This is a genomic window from Mycolicibacterium insubricum, assembly GCF_010731615.1.
Lineage (GTDB): Bacteria > Actinomycetota > Actinomycetes > Mycobacteriales > Mycobacteriaceae > Mycobacterium > Mycobacterium insubricum.
The window spans coordinates 4558122-4577045 of record NZ_AP022618.1 but is presented as its reverse complement, the minus strand read 5'-3'; the positions used below and the strand labels follow the sequence as shown (position 1 = coordinate 4577045).

The following is an 18924-nucleotide window of genomic DNA, read 5'->3' as shown; positions in this document are numbered from 1 at the left end:
CTACCCGCACGGGCTGAGCACCCGGCCGCCTCGGTCGCCATGATCGCCCGGCGCTACATGCACGAATACGGCGCCACCAGCGCCGATTTCGGTGCGGTGTCGGTCGCCGACCGTAAACACGCCGCCACCAACCCAAGGCGCATTTCTACGGCAAGCCGATCACCATCTCCGACCACCAGAACTCGCGGATGATCGCCGACCCGCTGCGCCTGCTGGACTGCTGCCAGGAGACCGACGGTGGGGTGGCCATCGTGGTCACCACCGCCGAGCGGGCCCGCGATCTGCGGCATCGGCCCGCGGTCATCGAGGCCGCCGCCCAGGGCGCCGGTGCGGACCAGTTCACCATGTACTCCTACTACCGCGACGAACTCGGCCTGCCCGAGATGGGCGTGGTCGGCCGCCAGCTGTGGGCGCAGTCCGGACTGTCCCCGGCCGACATCCAGACCGCGATCCTCTATGACCACTTCACCCCCTACACGCTGCTGCAGCTGGAGGAGCTCGGCTTCTGCGGCGCCGGGGAGGCCAAGGACTTCATCGCCAATGGCGCCATCGAACTGGGTGGACGGCTGCCGATCAACACCCATGGCGGCCAGCTCGGCGAGGGCTACCTGCACGGCATGAACGGCATCGCCGAGGCCGTGCGCCAGCTGCGCGGTACCTCGGTCAACCAGGTCTCGGGCGTCGAGCACGTGCTGGTGACCGCTTACACCGGCGTGCCCACCTCGGCCTGATCCTGGGCTAGCCGGTCTCGTCGCGCCAGCCCTCAGGTAGCAGCGGAACGGTCGGTCCGCGGCCCAGGTCGTCGGCGGCCAGGGTGGTCAGACCGCTCGCCGGCACACCGACCGGGTCGGTCTGCACCCCGGAGAACCCCAGGCGCTTACACCGCTGTCGGATTCCTGGGCCGAGGTTTCCGGCAGAACGCCGATACCCGCTGTCAGATCGGTGAATTCGTTGCCGGGGGTGCGAGCGCCCCGGCGCCGTCGGGCCCGTGCCCGATCCCGGTCCCGGGCTGCCGCGACGGATTCCTCGGCGGCGTCATCGGATTTCGGTGCCGTGCGGACCGCGGGCCGCGGTGGCGACCCGGCCCGGCCGAAGGCGGAAAGCGGCCCGATCACATAGGGCGGGACGAACCCGGGACCGGCCCGGCGGCCGGAGCCGCCGGGGCGGCCGAGGTGGGTGCGGCAGAGGTTGCGGAGGCCGACGCGGGCGGGGGACCGGTGGGCGTCGTCGCGGCGCCGCCGGTGGCGCTGGTGGGCGTGCTTCCCGTGCTCGTTGCGGCCACCGGGTCGGGAGGCAGCGCATCGGTGGCGAGTCGGTAGGCCGGGCTGGACGTTACCGCTTACCAGGCCGATTGCCCACCCCAGGTTGGTGATGGCCAGGCCGAGGGCCTACTGGATCAGGCCTACGCGAACTGGCTCAGCGGCGGCCAGCTGGCTGGCGTGAAATGTCAGGTCGGCCATGATGATCGGCAGGTCGGTCAGCAGCGCGGCCGGGTTGGTCAGCAGGTCGGTCAGGATGATCTCGGCGAATTCGCCCAGTTCGCCACCGAAGTCGAGCCACCACTGCGGGTCGGTCGGATCCAGATCGCCGTCGTGGATTCCGCCGTGGTCATGGTCGTGGTCATGATCGCCATGGTCACCGTCGTGGTCGTGGTCACCGTCGTGGTCGTGCTCGTCGTGGTGCAGGATCGGCGGCGCGGCGCTGCTCTGCGGGGCAGACGCCAGCGAAGCTTGGGAGACGGCATCGTAGGTGGCCATCGCGGTCGCCGCCTGGATCCACATACGCACGTAGTCGGCCTCGTTCAGCGCGATCGGGATCGTGTTGATGCCAAGGAAATTGGTCGCCACCAGGACACCGTGGGCGGCGTGGTTGGCGGCCAGTTCGGCCAGCGTGGGCATGGCGGCCAGGGCGCCGGTGTAGGCCGAGGCCACTGTCTCGTGCCGGGCGGCATGCCCGCGCTGTGGGTGGCCGCCGTCGTCAGCCAGGCCAGGTAGGGCTCGTGGGCAAAGACGTACCTCTCGGCACTGGGGCCGTGCCAGGCCGTCGTATGGGTGCTTGCCAGCACCGCGCGCAACTCCTCTGCGACGGCGGCGTACTCCAGGCCCAACGATGACCAGGTGGCCGCGACCGACAGCAGCGGGCCGGGCCCGGTCCGCTGCTCAGCGCCGCCGAGTGCACCTCCGGGGCGAGGCCATCCACACCGGGCGATCACCGTCCGGCCCTCGATGGTCGGTGCACGACGCGGTCCTCGCTTCTCCGGCTGATTGGCTTTCCTGTGCGCCGCCGACCTTATCTAACATGAAAATCATTTTCAATTAAGCGTCCGCGCATACGAGACCCCGTTCCGCGGTTGCGGAACGGGGGGCGTGAACGTCGTTCGGTGGGCCCCGGGTGCTAGCGCGGACTGAACTCCACCCCGGACAGCGCCACCGCGTTGTCCCGCGACGGCACGGTGAGCGTGCCCAGGTATCCGGCGTCGGTCTTCCAGGCGGACAGGTGCAAGGTCTCGCCGGGAAAGACCACACCGGCCATCCGCGCACTGTAGGAACCGACGGCCGCGGCGTCGCCGTCGACCAGCGCGTCGGTCAGCGCCTTGGCCGTCATCCCGTAGGTGCACAGACCGTGCAGGATCGGTCGGGGGAAGCCAGCCGCGGAGGCGAAAGCGGGATCTGAATGCAGCGGGTTGCGGTCACCGCACAACCGGTACAGCAGCGCCTGCTGCGGCAGGGTCGGGATGTCGATCTCCAGATCCGGTGCGCGGTCGGGGGTTTCGGCGCTGGTCGACGGGCCCCGATCGCCACCGAAGCCGCCTCGCCGCGGGCGAAGATCGAACGGCGCTGCGTCCACAGCAGGGTGCCGGACGGATCGGTCACCGCGGTCTCCGACCAGATGACCGCGGCCTTGCCCTTGTCCCAGATCTCGGTGAACGTGGTGACCGCGATACCGGTGCCCGTCGGCGGATCGGTCCGGGTGCGCTGATGCCCTCGCTGGCGTGCAGCACCCGGGACAGCTCGATGTCGATGCCGGGGAACTTCACCTCCGGCGGGGTGGTCTGGTGGAACGTCTGCGCGACGTTGCCGAACGTCGGCAGCACCTGCGGGGTGTCGTCGATGAGGTAACGCAGTTCGCGCGGGTCCAGCGGATCTGAGCCGGCACCCAGACCCAGGTGATACAGCTGGACATCACTGCTGGTCCAGGAGAATTCAACCGGCTCCAGCTGGGCGCCGATGGCGACGTCGAGATCGATGGGCATGGGGTTCAGGCCTTTCCAGCGACATGCAGGGCCGCCAGGTATCCGAAGGTCATGGCGGGCCCGATGGTGCCGCCCGGTCCGGGATAGGTGTGGCCCATCACCGGTGAGCTGACATTACCGGCGGCGTACAGACCGTCGATCACCGTGTCGTCGTCGCGCAGCGCGCGGCCGTACACGTCGGTGCGCACCCCGCCCTTGGTGCCCAGATCGCCCGGCACCATCTTGGCGGCGTAGTACGGCGGATGCCCGATCTTGCCGAGATTCGGGTTGGGCTTGACCGTCGGGTCGCCGTAGTAGCGGTCGTACGCGCTTTCGCCGCGGTGGAAGTCCTCGTCGACACCGGTCTCGGCGAACCCGTTGAACCGTTGTGGCGCACGGCTTAGCAGGCCGGTCGCGGTGGCGAGTTCGTCGAGGGTCCGGCGGCGGTGACGATCACCCCGGACTCCGTCCACTTCTTCGGGATCCGCTGCCCGGGCTGCAGTCCGGCGAAGATGTAGCGATCGCGGTACTGCTGGTCGAAGATCAGCCACGCCGGGATGTTCTCACCCGGTCCGTCGCCCTGGCCGTACTTGCCGCCGTACATGTGGTGGACGGCCTCGACGTAGGGCATCGACTCGTTCATGAACCGTTTGGCCGACGCATTGACGATGATCGACCCGGGCGAATTGCGTTCCGACAGTGCGAACCACGGCGCTCCCGCCAGCGGGACCGTCGGGCCCCACCAGGCGTCTTCCATGAGTTCGAGTGCAGCGCCGAGCTTTTCGGCGGCCACGATGCCGTCGCCGGTGTTGGCGACGGCGCCGACGGTCCAGTCGGTGGTGATCGGGGCGCGCTGGTACTTGTGCCGCATCGCCTCGTTGTGTTCGAAACCGCCGCTGCACAGGATGACTCCGCGCCGGGCCTGGATCAACCGCGGTTCGGCATCCTCGGGCGCGTTGGTGTCGCGGACGTAGATGCCGCGCACCACGGAATCCTCGACGTACAGGTCGGTCAGCTCGGTGTTGAGCAGCACCGGGACCCCGGCCTGGCGCAACGCCACCCGCAGCGGCGCGATCAGTGCACGGCCCATGCCCACCAGGTTCTTGTGCCGGGCCTGGGCCCACATGGTGCGCGCGGCGACCTTCAGGCTGCGCAGCACCCCGCGCGGATGCCGCTTGAGCTGGTTGAGCCGGACGTAGTCCTGCTGCATGACCACCACGTTCAGCGGCACCTTGCCGTAGGGGGGCTCCAGGCCGTCCATGTCCTCACCGAGGCGGCGGGCGTCGAACGGCTTCGGCTCCACCGAGCGGCCGCCGGGCCGCCCACCCGGGGCCTCCGGGTAGTAGTCGGAGTAGTTGGGCACCCAGCACAGCTTGAGCGGGGAGTTCTTGCACACGAATGACAGCATCTCCGGGCCGCGCTGCAGGTAGGTGTCGATCTTCTCGGCTTACACCACGTCGCCGACGATCCCGTGCAGGTAGGTGCGGGCCGCCTCAGGCGTGTCGGAGACTCCGTCGCGGCGCAGCACTTCGTTGTTCGGGATCCATACTCCGCCACCGGAGCGGGCGGTGGAACCGCCGTAGTGCGGGGCCTTCTCAACAACTACTGTGGAAAGACCGTGATGGGCGGCGGTGAGGGCGGCGACCATGCCGGCACCACCACTGCCGACCACTACGACATCGAACTCCTGACTCATGTAGAACACGTTATAGAATGACGCGGTGCAGGGACAACTGTCCCGGTCGACCAATACGAGGGGAATTAGCAAAATGCTGGCTGCCCAGACCCGTGCGGAGCTCGCCGCCGACCTTGCCGAGGCCGAGCGGAGCCGGGTCGCGATCGACCCCCTGACCGCCGGGCACCCGGGCATCGACGTGGTCGACGCCTATGAGATCCAGCTGATCAACATCCGTCAGCGGGTCGCCGAGGGCGCCCGGGTGATCGGCCACAAGGTGGGCCTGTCCAGTGCCGCGATGCAGCAGATGATGGGCGTCGACGAACCGGACTACGGGCACCTGCTCGACGACATGGCGGTGTTCGAGAACATCCCGGTGCCCGTCGCCAACTACCTGTATCCGCGGGTGGAGGTGGAGGTCGGCTTCATCCTCGCCGACGACCTGCCCGGCGCCAACTGCACCGAGGACGACGTGCTGGCCGCCACCGCGGCGTTCGCCCCGTCCATCGAGCTGATCGATACCCGGATCAAGAACTGGCAGATCAAGTTGTGCGACACCATCGCCGACAACGCCAGCTCCGCGGGCTGGGTGCTGGGCACCGGGCGGGTGTCGCCCAAGGACATCGATATCACCGCCATCGACGCGGTGTTGCGCTGCAACGGTGAGGTCATCGCCGAGGGTCGCAGCGACGCGGTGCTGGGCAACCCGGTGACCGCGGTGGCCTGGTTGGCGCGCAAGGTCGACAGCTTCGGGGTGCGGCTGCGTGCCGGGGACGTGGTGTTGCCGGGGGCGTGCATGCGAGCCATCGATGCGCGTCCGGGGGATGAGTTTGTCGCTGATTTCACCGGCCTGGGGTCGGTTCGGCTGTCGTTCGAGTAGGGAGCGGGTAGGGACATGGCAAAAAAGGCGTCGGTCGCCATCGTCGGGTCGGGCAATATCAGCACCGACCTGCTGTACAAGCTGTTGCGGTCGGAGTGGCTGGAGCCGCGCTGGATGGTCGGTATCGACCCGGACAGTGAGGGCCTGGCGCGGGCCCGCAAACTGGGGCTGGAGACCAGCCACCTGGGAGCGGACTGGCTGCTGGAACTCGATGAGAAGCCCGACATCCTGTTCGAGGCGACCAGCGCGTACGTGCACCGGGCCGCAGCGCCGCGTTATGCGGAGGCATCCGGGCCATCGATCTGACCCCGGCCGCGGTCGGCCCGGCGGTGATCCCGCGCGAATCTGCATGCGCACCTGGATGCGCCGAACGTCAACATGATCACCTGCGGTGGGCAGGCGACCATCCCGATCGTGTACGCGGTCAACCGTGCGGTGACCGCCGGCGGTGGGACGGTGCCCTACGCCGAGATCGTGGCGTCGGTGTCCTCGGCGTCGGCCGGGCCGGGCACCCGCGCCAACATCGACGAGTTCACCAAGACCACGGCTGCGGGTGTGGAGACCATCGGTGGTGCGGCGCGCGGTAAAGCGATCATCATCCTGAATCCGGCCGATCCGCCGATGATCATGCGCGACACCATTTTCTGCGCGATCCCCGAGGACGCCGACCAGGATGCGATCACCGCGTCGATCAAGGACGTGGTGGCCCAGGTGCAGACCTACGTGCCGGGCTACCGGCTGCTCAACGAACCGCAGTTCGACGAGCCCTCGGTGGTCAACGGCGGCAACCATATGGTCACCACGTTCGTCGAGGTGGAGGGCGCGGGTGACTATCTGCCGCCCTACGCCGGGAACCTGGACATCATGACGGCGGCGGCCACCAAGGTCGGCGAGGAAATGGCCAAGCAGATGGCCGAGCAGAGCACGGGGGTTGTCCGATGAGCGAGATTTTCATGAGCGATTTGTGGGACGTGCGGATCACCGACACCTCGTTGCGTGACGGATCGCACCACAAGCGCCATCAGTTCACCGCCGACGAGGTGCGCTCCATCGTCGGGGCGCTGGATGCCGCGGGGGTGCCGGTCATCGAGGTCACCCACGGTGACGGCCTGGGCGGATCCAGCTTCAACTACGGGTTCTCCAAGACCCCGGAGCAGGAGCTGATCAAGCTGGCGGCCGAGACCGCCAAGGACGCCAAGATCGCCTTCCTGATGCTGCCGGGTGTCGGCACCAAGGAGGACATCAAGGAGGCGCAGAACAACGGTGGCTCGATCTGCCGGATCGCCACCCACTGCACCGAGGCCGACGTGTCGATCCAGCACTTCGGGCTGGCGCGCGAGCTGGGGCTGGAGACCGTCGGGTTCCTGATGATGAGCCACACCATCAGCCCGGAGAAGTTGGCCGCTCAGGCCCGGATCATGGCCGATGCCGCGCTGCTCGTGCGTGCTATGTGTCGGACCGGGTCTCGCCGAGCGGCTGGGACGCCCAGGTCGGGACGGGCACGAGAACCTCGGTCGGCCAACTCGCGGTGCGCGCCGGGGCCCGCCAGATCGTCGTGCCGCCGCTTCGGGGCTGGTGCGGGCAATGCGCCGGTGGAGGCGCTGATCGGGGTGTTCGACAAGATCGGTGTCAAGACCGGGATCGACTTCTTCGACATCGCCGACGCCGCGGAGGAGGTGGTCGCCCCGGCCATGCCGACCGAGTGCCTGCTGGACCGCAATGCCCTGATCATGGGGTATTCCGGGGTGTACTCCAGCTTCCTCAAGCACGCCATCCGCCAGGGTGAGCGCTACGGGGTGCCACCGCACCTGCTGCTGCACCGGGCCGGGCAACGCAAGCTGATCGGCGGCCAGGAGGACCAGCTGATCGACATCGCCCTGGAGATCAAGCGGGAGATGGCCGAGGGCAAGGTCGTCACCCCCACCAGGTAGGTGGGTGACGGCCGGTCGCGGCGGCCTGATCCGGGCGCCGGATGTAACACCGGGCGCCGGCGCAACGAGAGACCTGGTGAGAACGCCGCAAAACGGCTGTGAGTTTCCCGCTGGGAACCGCCGAAGAAATCAGGAGTGAATGTGACCCGTCCTACCGTGACCCGTGCCCGCATGGGCGTGTTCGCCGCCGTCGCCGCCATCGGCGTCGCCACCGGATCCGCCGTTATGGGCCCGTCGGCCTTCGCCGATCCCAACTCGCCGTCCAACCCGACGCCGTCCACCAACGAGGCGCCGGCCAGCTCGGCCAACCAGTCCCCGGCCAGCTCGGCCAACCAGTCTCCCGCCAGCTCGGCCAACGAGGCCCCGGCCACCTCGGCCAATGAGACCCCGGCGAGCTCGGCCAACCAGTCCCCGGCGAGCTCCGCCAACGAGACCCGGCGGCCGCCGCCGACGGCGACTGCAACGCGGCCGCGCTGGCCAAGACCTCGGCCTCGGTGAACACCGCGCTGGCCGACTACCTGACCAAGCACCCCGACACCAACTCCGCGCTGATCGAGATCACCCGTCAGCCGGCGTTCGTCGCCGTGGGCCAGATGGACAGCTACTTCAACGAGCACCCGACCGAGGCCAATGCGATCCGCGGCATCCAGGCGCCGCTGAACGCGTTCAAGGACCGCTGCGGTCTGCAGGTCTCGCCGACCGACGCCCTGGCTGCGCTCGCGTCGCTCTGATCCGGCACCGTCGACGCCGGTCCCCGTTCCCGGGGGCCGGCGTTCGCCGTTTCACGGGCTCGGCTTGTTGCCCGCCAGCTGCGCTGTCACTCGATCCGCGGTGGCCACCAGCGCCCGGGCCCGCGCGGTGATCTCGGCGTCGGTCAGCGCATGCCCGATGTGCAGTGACACCACCATCACCTGGCGCTGGTGGTGGTCGTAGACCGGGGCGGAGATGACGCTGACGTCGTGACGGGTAGCCGGCGCCTCGCCGGGCAGGTAGACCCGCTCGCCGATATCGGCGACCAGTTCACCCAGCAGGGCCACCAACTCGTCGGGCAGCGTGCCGGACACCCCGGCCATCAGGGAATAGAGTCGCCGGCCCGCCGGGGTCAGCCGTTCCACCAGGTAGCCGGCCGACCGGCAGGAGTCGACGACGAGATCCAGCCGGGCCGAGTCGGTGCGCAACGGCACGGTGGGTGCCTTGGCCAGCCAGGCCCGCAGTGCGGCCGGGTCCCACAGCACGAACATCAGCCCGACCGGCGGCGCGAACGGGTAGGACTGGCCGACGGACACGCCGACGTCGACGCCGGGCGGCCCGACCAGATCCAGCACAGTGATCCGGTCGTCGATCACCGCGGACACCGCCGCGCCGGTGCCGAATTCGGCGGCAAGGCAGCGCAGTTCGGCACGGGCGGCGGGACTGACCCGCATCGCCTCCTGGGCCCGATGCCCCAGCGCGATCAGCGCCGGCCCCAGCCGGTAGGTCTTGTCCCGGCCGTTGTCGCCGTCGTCGCGGACCAGGTAGCCCGCCTCGGTGAGTGTGATCAGGATGCCGAGGCAGGTGGGCTTGGTGATGCCGGCCCGGCGTGCCAGCTCCGACAGACCGAACCGGTCGTTCGGGTGGGCGGCGAGGAATTCCAGCACGGCGACGACCCGCTCGGTGGGCGGCGAGCTGCGGCGCGTGCCGCCGGCCTCCTGGGCAACCGACATCGAGGGACCTCCGCGATTGACGACGACTGGAACAGGTTCTACTGTCAGTACAAGAATCTACCGCATCGGTAGGATATTGGAACAACATGGGAGTCCGATGTTTTCCCAACCCCTGATCGACGCCATCGCCGAGGCCGAATCCCTGGTCGCCGAAGCGCCGCACATCGAAACCGAGGCCGACCTGCTGGAGGGCCTGCAGTATCTGGCCGGCTGCATCTCCGGCTGCATTCACCTGGCCTTCGACTATGACCGCGACTACCCTTCCTGCAGTCGGGCACCGGGCCGTTCACCAAGATGGGCTTGGACAACCCGGACACCCTGTACTTCGGCACCCGGGTGGCCGCCGGGCACGAGTACGTCGTGCGGGGCAGACGCGGGGAGACCACCGATCTGAGCTTCCAGCTGCTGGGCGGCGAGTACACCGATGCGCAGGTGCCGGCCAGCCAGGCCGCGTTCGATGACCGGGAGCTCGATATCGCCGAGGACGGCAGCTTCGAGTGGCGGATCACCCCGGAAACGCCGTCGCAGTTGCTGATCCGCGAGGTCTACAACGACTGGTCGGCGCGGCGCGGGTACATCACCGTCGAGCGCACCGACACCGCGGGCACCGCCCCGGCGCCGCTGGACCGCGCAATGATCGAAGCGCTACGCGGTGGCCGGAAAACAGCTGGTACAGCGGGTCAAAACCTGGCTGATGTTCCCGCAGTGGTTCTATCTCAACCTGCCGGTCAACACCATGGTGGCACCGCGGCTCACCCCGGGCGGACTGGCCACCCAGTACTCCTCGGTCGGGCACTACGACCTGCGGCCGGATCAGGCCATGGTCATCACCCTGCCCGTCACCGACGCGCCTTATCTGGGTTTTCAGCTCGGCAGCCTCTGGTACATCTCGCTGGACTACATCAACCACCAGACCTCGCTCAACGGCACCCAGGCGCAGGCCGATCCGGACGGCAAGGTCCGCATCGTCGTCTCCGACACCGACCCGGGCCTGACCAACTGGTGCGAGACGCTGGGCCATCGCCGTGGCTATCTGCAGTTCCGCTGGCAGCGGCTGTCGCGGGAGCTCACCGCCGACGACGGACCGACCGTCGAGGTGGTCGACGTCGACCAGCTGGACCGGGTGCTGCCGTACCACCAATCGAACCGGATTTCACCGGAGGGCTGGCGTGCGCGAATCGCGTTGCGGCAGCGTCAGATCGCCGAAAGGATGCTGGGGTAAACCGATGAGCGGACTGTTGGACGACAAGGTCGTCGTGATCAGCGGGGTCGGCCCCGCACTGGGGTCGACGCTGGCACGTCGGGCCGCCGCGGCAGGGGCCGATGTGGTGCTGGCCGCGCGCACCGTGCAGCGGCTGGAAGCCGTCGCCGCCGAGGTGGCCGAGCTGGGGCGCCGGGCGGTCTGCGTCGGCACCGACATCACCGACGCCGATCAGGTGGACAACTTGGTGGCGCAGTCGCTGGCCGCCTACGGCCGGGTCGACGTCCTGATCAACAACGCCTTCCGGGTGCCTTCGATGAAACCGTTGGCCGTCACCAGCTTCGACCACATCCGCGACGCCATCGAGCTGACCGTGCTGGGTGCGCTGCGGCTGACCCAGGGCTTCACCGAAGCGCTGGCCGGCACGAAAGGCTCGGTGGTCAACGTGAACTCGATGGTGATCCGGCATTCGCAGCCCAAGTACGGCGCCTACAAGATGGCCAAATCGGCGTTGCTGGCCATGTCCCAGTCGCTGGCCTCCGAGCTCGGCGAGCAGGGGATCCGGGTGAACTCGGTTGTGCCGGGCTATATCTGGGGCGAGACGCTGCAGGGCTACTTTGCCCACCAGGCCGGCAAGTACGGCACCACGGTCGAGGCGATCTACGACGCCACGGCCGCCTCCTCCGACCTCAAGCGGCTGCCCACCGAGGACGAGGTGGCCTCGGCCATCCTGTTCTTCGCCAGCGATCTGTCCAGCGGGATCACCGGGCAAACCCTCGACGTGAACTGCGGGGAGTACAAGGCATGACAGCGAATCGACGATGCGCTGCGAGGAACGAGCAGCGAGGAGGAGTGAGCGAATGAGCCCAGCGAATCGACGATGCGCTGCGAGGAACGAGCAGCGAGGAGGAGTGAGCGAATGAGCCTGAGCTCCCCCCGTACCGATGTCGGGACCGTCGAGGATCTGCACGCCTCGGCGTCCAAGGCTGTCGGCCTGGATGATTTCGGGTCCGATGACGACGACTACCGCGAGGCGCTGGCGGTCCTGCTGGAGTCCTACCGCCGCGACGCCGACCTGACCGAGCTCGGCTCCAAGATGAGCCGGTTCTTCCTGCGCAATGCGCTGGTGGCCCGGCTGATGTCGGAGGCCTCCTGGAAGGCCAACCCGTCGTACGCGCAGGTGCCGATCGAGCGGCCGATCTTCGTCACCGGGCTGCCGCGCACCGGCACCACGGCGCTGCACCGGCTGTTGACCGCGGACCCCGCCCATCAGGGGCTTCAGCTGTGGCTGGCTGAGTTCCCGCAGCCGCGCCCGCCGCGGGAAACTTGGTCGGAAGACCCGGTTTTCGCGTCTCGAGGAGCAATTCGCCAAGGCGCACAACGACGATCCGGAATACCTGGGCCTGCATTTCATGTCCGCGGCCGAGGTGGAGGAGTGCTGGCAGCTGCTGCGCCAGTCGTTCCACTCGGTGTCCTATGAGACGCTGGCGCACCTGCCCAGCTATGCGCACTGGCTGGCCGACCGGGACTGGACGAAATCCTATGCCCGTTACCGCCGTAACCTGCAGCTGATCGGGCTCAACGACGTCGGCAAGCGCTGGGTGCTGAAGAATCCCAGCCACCTGTTCGCCCTCGACGCGCTGATGGCCACCTACCCCGACGCGCTCGTCGTCCAGTGCCACCGGCCCGCCGAGACGATCATGGCCTCGATGTGTTCCCTGTCGGCGCACACCACCGCGGGCTGGTCCAACAGCTTCGTCGGAGCGCAGATCGGCGCCGATGCCCTCGACACCTGGTCGCGGGGCCTTGAGCTGTTCAACGCCGAGCGCGCCCGGCACGATCCGGCGCAGTTCTGCGATGTCGACTACCGGGAGTTCGTCGCGGATCCGATCGCGACGGTGGCCGGTATCTACGGGCATTTCGGGCTGGAGCTCACCGAGGACGCGCGAACGGCGATGGTCGACATGCATGACGAGAGCCGGCGCGGCCCGCGGGCACCGAAACATGAGTATTCACTGGCCGACTACGGTTTGACGGTGGAGCAGGTGCGGGAGCGCTTCGCCCAATTGTGAGCTTACTTACAGAGGGCCGAAAGGCCCTTTCGCGGCCAGGGCTTTGTGGGCACAATGGAGTCGTAAACTTGATTCAATCCAATGTGAGAGAGTGTGACATGCCTTTGCTGACGATCGGCGACGAGTTCCCGGCCTACAACATGACCGCGGTGGTCGGTGGCGACCTGTCCGCCGTCAACGCCCAGTCGCCCGATGACTACTTCACCACCGTGACCAGCGACGACAACCCCGGCAAGTGGCGCGTGGTGTTCTTCTGGCCGAAGGACTTCACCTTCATCTGCCCGACCGAGATCGCCGCCTTCGGTAAGGCCAACGACGACTTCGAGGACCGCGACACCAAGGTCATCGGTGTCTCCATCGACAACGAGTTCGTGCACTTCCAGTGGCGTGCCCAGCACGAGGACCTCAAGACGCTGCCGTTCCCGATGGCCAGCGACCTCAAGCGTGAGCTCGTCGCGGCCACGGGTGTGCTCAACGCCGACGGTGTTGCCGACCGCGCGACCTTCATCATCGACCCCAACAACGTCATCCAGTTCGTGTCGGTGACCGCCGGCTCGGTCGGCCGCAACGTCGACGAGGTGCTCCGTGTGCTCGACGCGCTGCAGTCCGACGAGCTGTGTGCCTGCAACTGGAAGAAGGGCGACCCGACGCTGAACGTCGGCGAGCTGCTCAACGAGGCGGTGTAAACCTTGAGCGTCGACGCACTCAAGGAAGCACTTCCCGAGTACGCCAAGGATCTCAAGCTCAACCTCGGCTCGATCGTCCGCTCGACCGAGCTGAACGAGCAGCAGCTGTGGGGAGCGCTGGTGGCCACTGCGGCCGCCACGCGCAACCCGCGGCTGATCAAGGAGATCACCGAGGACGCCCTGGACATCCTCTCCGAGGAGGCCTACAACGCCGCTCTCGGCGCGGCCGCCATCATGGGGATGAACAACGTGTTCTACCGCGCCCGGGGCTACCTGGACGGTCGTTACGATGACCAGCGGGTGGGCCTGCGGATGAACATCATCGGCAACCCCGGCGTGGACAAGGTCGATTTCGAGCTGTGGTCGATGGCGGTGTCGTCGATCAACGGCTGTGAGCACTGCGTCGCCTCCCACGAGGCGGTCGTCCGCGAGGGTGGGCTGTCCAAGACCGCCATCTTCGAGGCGATCCGGGTGGCGTCGATCATCGGTGGTGTCGGCCAGGCGCTGGCCGTCGCCGACGCCCTGGCGTAAAACCGCCTGTCACAAAAGAACAATCACCCGTCGCCGGGGGATGGCGCACTGGAGAACGCTTCCAGGCATCCCTCGGCGACGGCGTGTTTGATGCTGTCGGACAGCCGCGGGCAGGACCGCTCCCGGCTGGGATTGCCGCCCTGTTCGCGAATGGCCGCGAAATGCGCGCACTGCGACGTCGAGCCCGAATTCCACTGCACGGCCGTATATTCCGGACCGAGTTTGCGCACCGCCACCGTCGCGTGGCAGAACCGGCAGTCCACCGGGGTCAGGCCCGCGGTCAGATAGCGTTGCCGGTCGGCCGCGGTGGCCGCGTGCACGGCCGCGGCCCGATCCGGGTCGCCGGCGAAATCCGGTGCCTTGCTCCATGATCGGGCGTCGTGCACGGCGTCGCCGGGAGCCGGCGGGTGATCGTGATCGTCATGACCGCCGTGCAGCGCCACCATCGACCGGGCGATCCGGTCGACGTCGGGGGTCACTGTGCCTGCTCGGCCGCGCGCTGCGCCAGGTTTTCCTCGACCTCGATGTTCCACTTGGCCACCGCCGCGGTGGTGTCGACCTCGAGCTCGAACCGGTCGGTCATCTCCGGCGTCACGTCCGCGACGTCGACGTAGAACTGCTGGTACCAGCGCCGCATCTGGTAGACCGCACCGTCCTCCTCGACCAGCAGCGGATTGTCGATGCGGGTCTTGTGCTTCCAGATCTCGACGTCCTGCAGGAAGCCCTTGCTGACGCCCTCGGTGAACGCGGTGGCCAGTTTGTCGGTGGTGGCGTCGTCGAGCCCCTTGGGCTTCTCCACGATGACGCCCCACTGCAGCATGAAGTTGTTCTGATCCACCGGATAGTGGCAGTTGATCAGGATCGACTCGGCCTTGAAGGTGCCGTAGGTGTTGTGCAGCCAGTTGATCATGAACGATGGGCCGAAGTAGGACGCCTCAGAATCCAGGCTGGCCTCACCGTAGGCAGTGCCCATGTCGTTGACGTCGGGGCGGCCGACGTTGTGCAGGTACTGGCTGGCGATGTGGCCCTCGAAGACGTTCTTGAAGTACGTAGGCAGCCCGAAGTGGATGTAGAAGAAATGCGCCATGTCGGTGACGTTGTCGATGATTTCGCGGCAGTTGGAGCCCTCGATCAGCATCGAGTTCCACTTCCAGTCGGTCCACTCGCCGCTGTCGTACTCCGGCATCTCGGGGATGCGGACCTCCGGCTGCGGCGGGTTCCCCTCGTGGTCGTGCCAGACGAACAGCAGCCCGCCGCGCACGTCGGTGTGCCAGCTGCGGGTGCGGGCCAGCCGCGGGGTGCGCTTGGCGTAGGGGACGAGCTTGCACTTGCCGTCGCCGCCCCAGCGCCAGTCGTGGAACGGGCAGGCCACCTCGTCGCCCTTGATGGTGCCCTGGGACAGGTCGCCGCCCATGTAAACAGTAGCCGTCGAGCACCTGCAGGTCGCCGTTCGAGTCGGCGAACACCACCAGCTTGGTGCCGAACGCGTGCACGCTGTGCGGCTGCCCGTCCCGGAAGGACGCCACCGGGCCCAGGCAGTGCCAGCCGCGTGCGTAGCGGTCCGGCAGATCACCGGTGTCGATATCGCGAATACCCGCAGCGGTCTCCGTAGCCATGACGCCTCCCAGTCCTTGCCCTCTAACTAGAACACGTTACAGTTTGTACCCGTCGGGACGCAATAACGCAGGCTTCACCTGGTTAAACGGGTGACTAAGGTCCCGTTCCCAGGTCCCCCGCGGGTTTGTCCGCCGACACCACCCACATGGAGAAGTATTGGGCACCGCCGCCGTAGGCGTGACCGAGCGCCTTGCGGGCTCCGGGCACCTGGTGATCGCCGGCCTTGCCCATCACCTGGATCGCCGACTCGGCGAACCGGATCATGCCCGAGGCGCCGATCGGGTTCGATGACAGCACCCGCCGGACGGGTTGAACGGAATCCGCCCGCCGATCGCCGTCTCGCCCGCCTCGGTCAGCTTCCAGCCGTCACCCTCCGCGGCGAACCCCAGGCTCTCCAGCCACATCGGCTCGTACCAGGAGAACGGCACGTACACCTCGGCCACGTCGATCTCGTCGATCGGGCTGTCGATCCCGGCCGCGCGCCACAGCGCCGCCGCCGCGTCCCGGCTGGCCTGCGGGTTCACCTGATCGCGTCCGGCGTAGGCCAGCGGCTCGGTGCGCAGCGCGGTTGCGTTGATCCAGGCCACCGGGTGACCGTCGGCCACCCGGGCGTCCGCGGCGGCCTCGTCGCCGATCACCATGGCCGCCGCACCGTCGGAAGACGGGCAGGTCTCGTCGTAGCGGATCGGGTCCCACAGCATCGGCGAGGCCATCACCTTCTCCACGGTGATGTCCGGCTGGTGCAGATGCGCCAGCGGGTTGCGGGCCCCGTTGAGCCGGTCTTTGACGGCCACCATCGCGCCGATGTGGTTCGGCGCACCGGAGCGACGGATGTAGGCGCGCACGTGCGGCGCGAAGTAGCCGCCGGCACCGGCGCCCACCGGCTTGGTGAACGGCACCGGAATGCTCAGCGCCCACATGGCATTGGACTCCGACTGCTTCTCCCAGGCCATGGTCAGCACTCGGCGGTACTTGCCGGACTTGACCAGGCTGGCCGCGACGATCGCGGTCGAGCCGCCCACCGAACCGGCGGTGTGCACCCGGATCAGCGGCTTGCCGGTCGAACCGGTCGCGTCGGACATGAACAGCTCGGGCATCATCACGCCCTCGAAGAAGTCCGGCGCCTTGCCGACCACCACGGCGTCGATATCGGCCATGGTGGCGCCGGAATCGGCCAACGCACGATCGATGGCCTCACGCACCAGGCCGTTCATCGATACGTCGGTGCGCTTGGCGACGTAGCGGGTCTGCCCGGTACCGAGGACCGCAGCTTTGTTGGCCATCAGTTGGCACCTTCCAGGACGGCAATCAGATTCTGTTGCAGCGCAGGGCCGCTGGTGGCATGGGCCAGGACGCGGCCGGCGGTGCCGTCGAAGATGTGCCGGGCGGCGAAACCGATGCGCTCCAGGCCCGCGGAGAACATCGGGTTGGCGGCCAGCGCACCGCCGGACGGATTGATCCGGGTGCCGGCGCCCAGGCCGATGGCCTCGGCCAGGATCAGCTGCTGATGGCTGAACGGCGCGTGCAGCTCGGCCACGTCGAAGCCGGTGTCCCCACCGGTGGCCGCCCGCGCCGAGGCCGTCGTGGACGGCGAGGTGGTCAGATCCCGCGCGCCCAGGACGGGTGTCTCGATGCGGTGCTCGAAACCGGTGATCCAGGCCGGGTTCTCCCGCAATTCGCGGGCGCGGGAGGCCGAGGCCAGCACGATCGCCGAGGCGCCGTCGGTGATCGGCGCGATGTCGTGCCGACGCAGCGGATCGGCGTAGAGCGGGCGGTCCAGCAGTTCGGCGACCGTCGCGGCCGGCTCGACCCGATCGACCCGCGGGCAGGCCGCGAACGAATCCAGTGCCACCTGGGCCATCTGCTCGGCGGTCCAAGAACCCGAATCCAGCCCGGCCCGGGCCTGCAGCGCGGCCATCGAGATCGAGTCCGGCCACAGCGGCGCAACGGTATACGGGTCGGTCTGCAGGGCCAGCACCCGGCGCAGGTTGCCGGCGCTGCCCTTGCCGAAGCCGTATACCAGCGCCGTGTCGACCTCACCGGTCAGGATCTTGATGTAAGCCTCATACAGCGCCCAGGCGGCGTCCATCTCCACGTGCGACTCGTTGATCGGCGGCACCGCGCCGATCGAGTCGATCGCCGAGATGAACGAGAATGCCCGTCCGGCAAGGTAATCCGAGGAACCCGAACACCAGAAACCGATATCGGTCTGCTGCAGGCCCAACTCGGCGAACAGGCTGGCGAAACACGGCATGAGCATCTCGACACCGTTGGTGGTGCCGTCGGTGCGGCGTTCGTGCGGAGCGTGGGCGAAACCGACGACGGCCACGTCGCGGGCACTGGTTGTCATTCTCGATCCCTTACAGGTGGTGCTTGTATGTGTCGTAGTCGGCGTCCGGTTCGCCGCTGGGCTTGAAATGCGAGATGTTGTCGATGCCCAGGCCCCACTCCTCGCGGGGTTTCCACACCGCCTGCACCCGCATGCCCATCCGGACCTCGGCCGCGTCGATCTCGGTCACCAGGTGCAGGAACGGAATATCGGCGCCGTCGAGCAGCACATAGGCCGCCACATACGGCGGCTTGATCCGCTGCCCGGGGAACGGGATGTTGATGATCGCGAACGTGGTGACGGTGCCGCGGTCGGGCAGCTCGACAAACTCGTCGAGTTCCATTCCGGTGGCCGGGTCGGCCTCCTTGGGCGGGAAGTACACCGGCCCGGGTTTGCCGTCCCGGCCGACCTTGGTGCGGCCGCCGAGCAGCTTGCCCTGCTGCAAGGCACGCAGGAACACCCCTTCCGGATGCGAGGCGCTGTGCTCGATCTCGATGTGCGAGGGCACCACCAGCATCCGCACCGGGTCGCGGTCGTCGGCCTCGGCGGCCGGCTCGGCGTCCTCGCCGGGTGAGAAGTAGGCGATGTCGGTGATGGCGCCGACCGGCGCGTCCACCCAGTGCGCGTGCACCCGGTCGCCGGTCCGCAGTGCACCCTCCGCGACGTCGACGGCGTGCAGCATCGCGGTGTCGGCTCCGTCGAGACGGATCAGCGCCCAGGCGAACGGCCGGTCCAGCGGTTGGCCGTCCAGCGGCTCGGACTGCCAGGACCAGGACACCACGGTGCCGACCGGGGACACCTCGACCACCTCGGTCAACGGCTGGTAGGTCACCGGGTCATACTCGGCAGGCGGGACGAACACTCGGCCGTCGGAACCGCGGGTGCCCACGATGCGTCGTGAGCGCAGCGCGGTGAAGAACGCACCGAGCACCGGACCGACCGAACGGGTGTAGTCGAAGGACAGTTTCAGCGGCGCGGTCAGCGGCGGCTGATGGCCGTCGATCTGCGCAGGGTTGGCAGCACTGGCATTCACGGCATCGAGTAGAACAGGTTCTAACAAGTGTCGC

The 18924-nt window shown here is 68.0% G+C and carries 10 protein-coding genes and 10 pseudogenes; 11 read left to right on the top strand and 9 right to left on the bottom strand.

Features of this window, described 5'->3' with window-relative positions:
* A pseudogene (locus G6N16_RS21520) lies at positions 1 to 742 on the top strand (thiolase C-terminal domain-containing protein); the annotation flags it as partial.
* On the opposite strand, the pseudogene G6N16_RS22065 reads toward G6N16_RS21520, so the two are convergent.
* From G6N16_RS22065 to kstD, 3 pseudogenes are all read right to left on the bottom strand, one after another.
* Positions 739 to 2195: pseudogene (locus tag G6N16_RS22065) on the bottom strand (PPE domain-containing protein). The pseudogenes G6N16_RS21520 and G6N16_RS22065 overlap by 4 nt on opposite strands.
* Positions 2196 to 2394: 199 nt before the next feature.
* Positions 2395 to 3253 (bottom strand): annotated as a pseudogene (locus tag G6N16_RS21510) (MaoC/PaaZ C-terminal domain-containing protein).
* A 5-nt stretch (positions 3254 to 3258) separates the two neighbouring features.
* Positions 3259 to 4937, bottom strand: a pseudogene (kstD, locus tag G6N16_RS21505) (3-oxosteroid 1-dehydrogenase).
* Between the two features lie 64 nt (positions 4938 to 5001).
* Between kstD and G6N16_RS21500 the strand changes: the two are divergent.
* The 5 genes and pseudogenes from G6N16_RS21500 to G6N16_RS21480 all read left to right on the top strand — a co-directional run bounded on the left by G6N16_RS21500 (position 5002) and on the right by G6N16_RS21480 (position 8449).
* Positions 5002 to 5787 (top strand): 2-keto-4-pentenoate hydratase, encoded by a 786-nt coding sequence (locus G6N16_RS21500; RefSeq protein WP_083030909.1) that lies wholly within the window; start codon positions 5002 to 5004, stop codon positions 5785 to 5787.
* A gap of 15 nt (positions 5788 to 5802) precedes the next feature.
* Positions 5803 to 6729, top strand: a pseudogene (locus tag G6N16_RS21495) (acetaldehyde dehydrogenase (acetylating)).
* Positions 6726 to 7718: pseudogene (locus G6N16_RS21490) on the top strand (4-hydroxy-2-oxovalerate aldolase). Before G6N16_RS21495 ends, G6N16_RS21490 begins: the two co-directional pseudogenes overlap by 4 nt.
* 141 nt (positions 7719 to 7859) lie before the next feature.
* Entirely contained in the window at positions 7860 to 8216 is a 357-nt protein-coding gene (locus G6N16_RS21485; RefSeq protein ID WP_163787944.1) for a hypothetical protein, read from the top strand.
* A complete protein-coding gene (locus tag G6N16_RS21480; RefSeq protein ID WP_163787943.1) occupies positions 8213 to 8449 on the top strand; it encodes a hemophore-related protein in 237 nt (78 codons plus the stop codon). The genes G6N16_RS21485 and G6N16_RS21480 overlap by 4 nt, the downstream gene beginning before the upstream one ends.
* A 51-nt stretch (positions 8450 to 8500) precedes the next feature.
* On the opposite strand, the gene G6N16_RS21475 is transcribed toward G6N16_RS21480, so the two are convergent.
* Positions 8501 to 9421, bottom strand: coding sequence for an IclR family transcriptional regulator (locus G6N16_RS21475; RefSeq protein ID WP_083030913.1), 921 nt, complete (start codon positions 9419 to 9421; stop codon positions 8501 to 8503).
* A 97-nt stretch (positions 9422 to 9518) separates the two neighbouring features.
* On the opposite strand from G6N16_RS21475, the pseudogene G6N16_RS21470 reads away from it, so the two are divergent.
* The 5 genes and pseudogenes from G6N16_RS21470 (at position 9519) to G6N16_RS21450 (ending at position 13911) form a co-directional block, all read left to right on the top strand.
* Positions 9519 to 10643, top strand: a pseudogene (locus tag G6N16_RS21470) (hypothetical protein).
* Between the two features lie 4 nt (positions 10644 to 10647).
* The gene (locus tag G6N16_RS21465) at positions 10648 to 11430 is read left to right on the top strand and encodes an SDR family oxidoreductase (RefSeq protein WP_083030916.1); all 783 of its coding nucleotides are present in this window, start codon (positions 10648 to 10650) and stop codon (positions 11428 to 11430) included.
* Between the two features lie 72 nt (positions 11431 to 11502).
* Positions 11503 to 12694: pseudogene (locus tag G6N16_RS21460) on the top strand (sulfotransferase family protein).
* 98 nt (positions 12695 to 12792) lie between these two features.
* On the top strand, positions 12793 to 13380 hold the full coding sequence (locus G6N16_RS21455; protein WP_083030919.1) for a peroxiredoxin: 588 nt from the start codon (positions 12793 to 12795) through the stop codon (positions 13378 to 13380).
* Positions 13381 to 13383: 3 nt separating this feature from the next.
* A complete protein-coding gene (locus G6N16_RS21450) occupies positions 13384 to 13911 on the top strand; it encodes an alkylhydroperoxidase, AhpD family (protein ID WP_083030920.1) in 528 nt (175 codons plus the stop codon).
* A 23-nt stretch (positions 13912 to 13934) separates the two neighbouring features.
* On the opposite strand, the gene G6N16_RS21445 is transcribed toward G6N16_RS21450, so the two are convergent.
* The 5 genes and pseudogenes from G6N16_RS21445 to G6N16_RS21425 all read right to left on the bottom strand — a co-directional run bounded on the left by G6N16_RS21445 (position 13935) and on the right by G6N16_RS21425 (position 18890).
* The gene (locus G6N16_RS21445) at positions 13935 to 14357 is read right to left on the bottom strand and encodes a hypothetical protein (protein ID WP_083030932.1); all 423 of its coding nucleotides are present in this window, start codon (positions 14355 to 14357) and stop codon (positions 13935 to 13937) included.
* Positions 14358 to 14386: 29 nt separating this feature from the next.
* Positions 14387 to 15527: pseudogene (locus G6N16_RS21440) on the bottom strand (Rieske 2Fe-2S domain-containing protein).
* A gap of 94 nt (positions 15528 to 15621) precedes the next feature.
* Positions 15622 to 16811 (bottom strand): annotated as a pseudogene (locus G6N16_RS21435) (thiolase domain-containing protein).
* Positions 16811 to 17878 (bottom strand): thiolase family protein, encoded by a 1068-nt coding sequence (locus tag G6N16_RS21430; protein WP_083030923.1) that lies wholly within the window; start codon positions 17876 to 17878, stop codon positions 16811 to 16813. The pseudogene G6N16_RS21435 and the gene G6N16_RS21430 overlap by 1 nt, the downstream one beginning before the upstream one ends.
* 10 nt (positions 17879 to 17888) lie before the next feature.
* Positions 17889 to 18890 (bottom strand): Zn-ribbon domain-containing OB-fold protein, encoded by a 1002-nt coding sequence (locus G6N16_RS21425; protein WP_083030924.1) that lies wholly within the window; start codon positions 18888 to 18890, stop codon positions 17889 to 17891.
* Positions 18891 to 18924 lie beyond the last annotated feature (34 nt).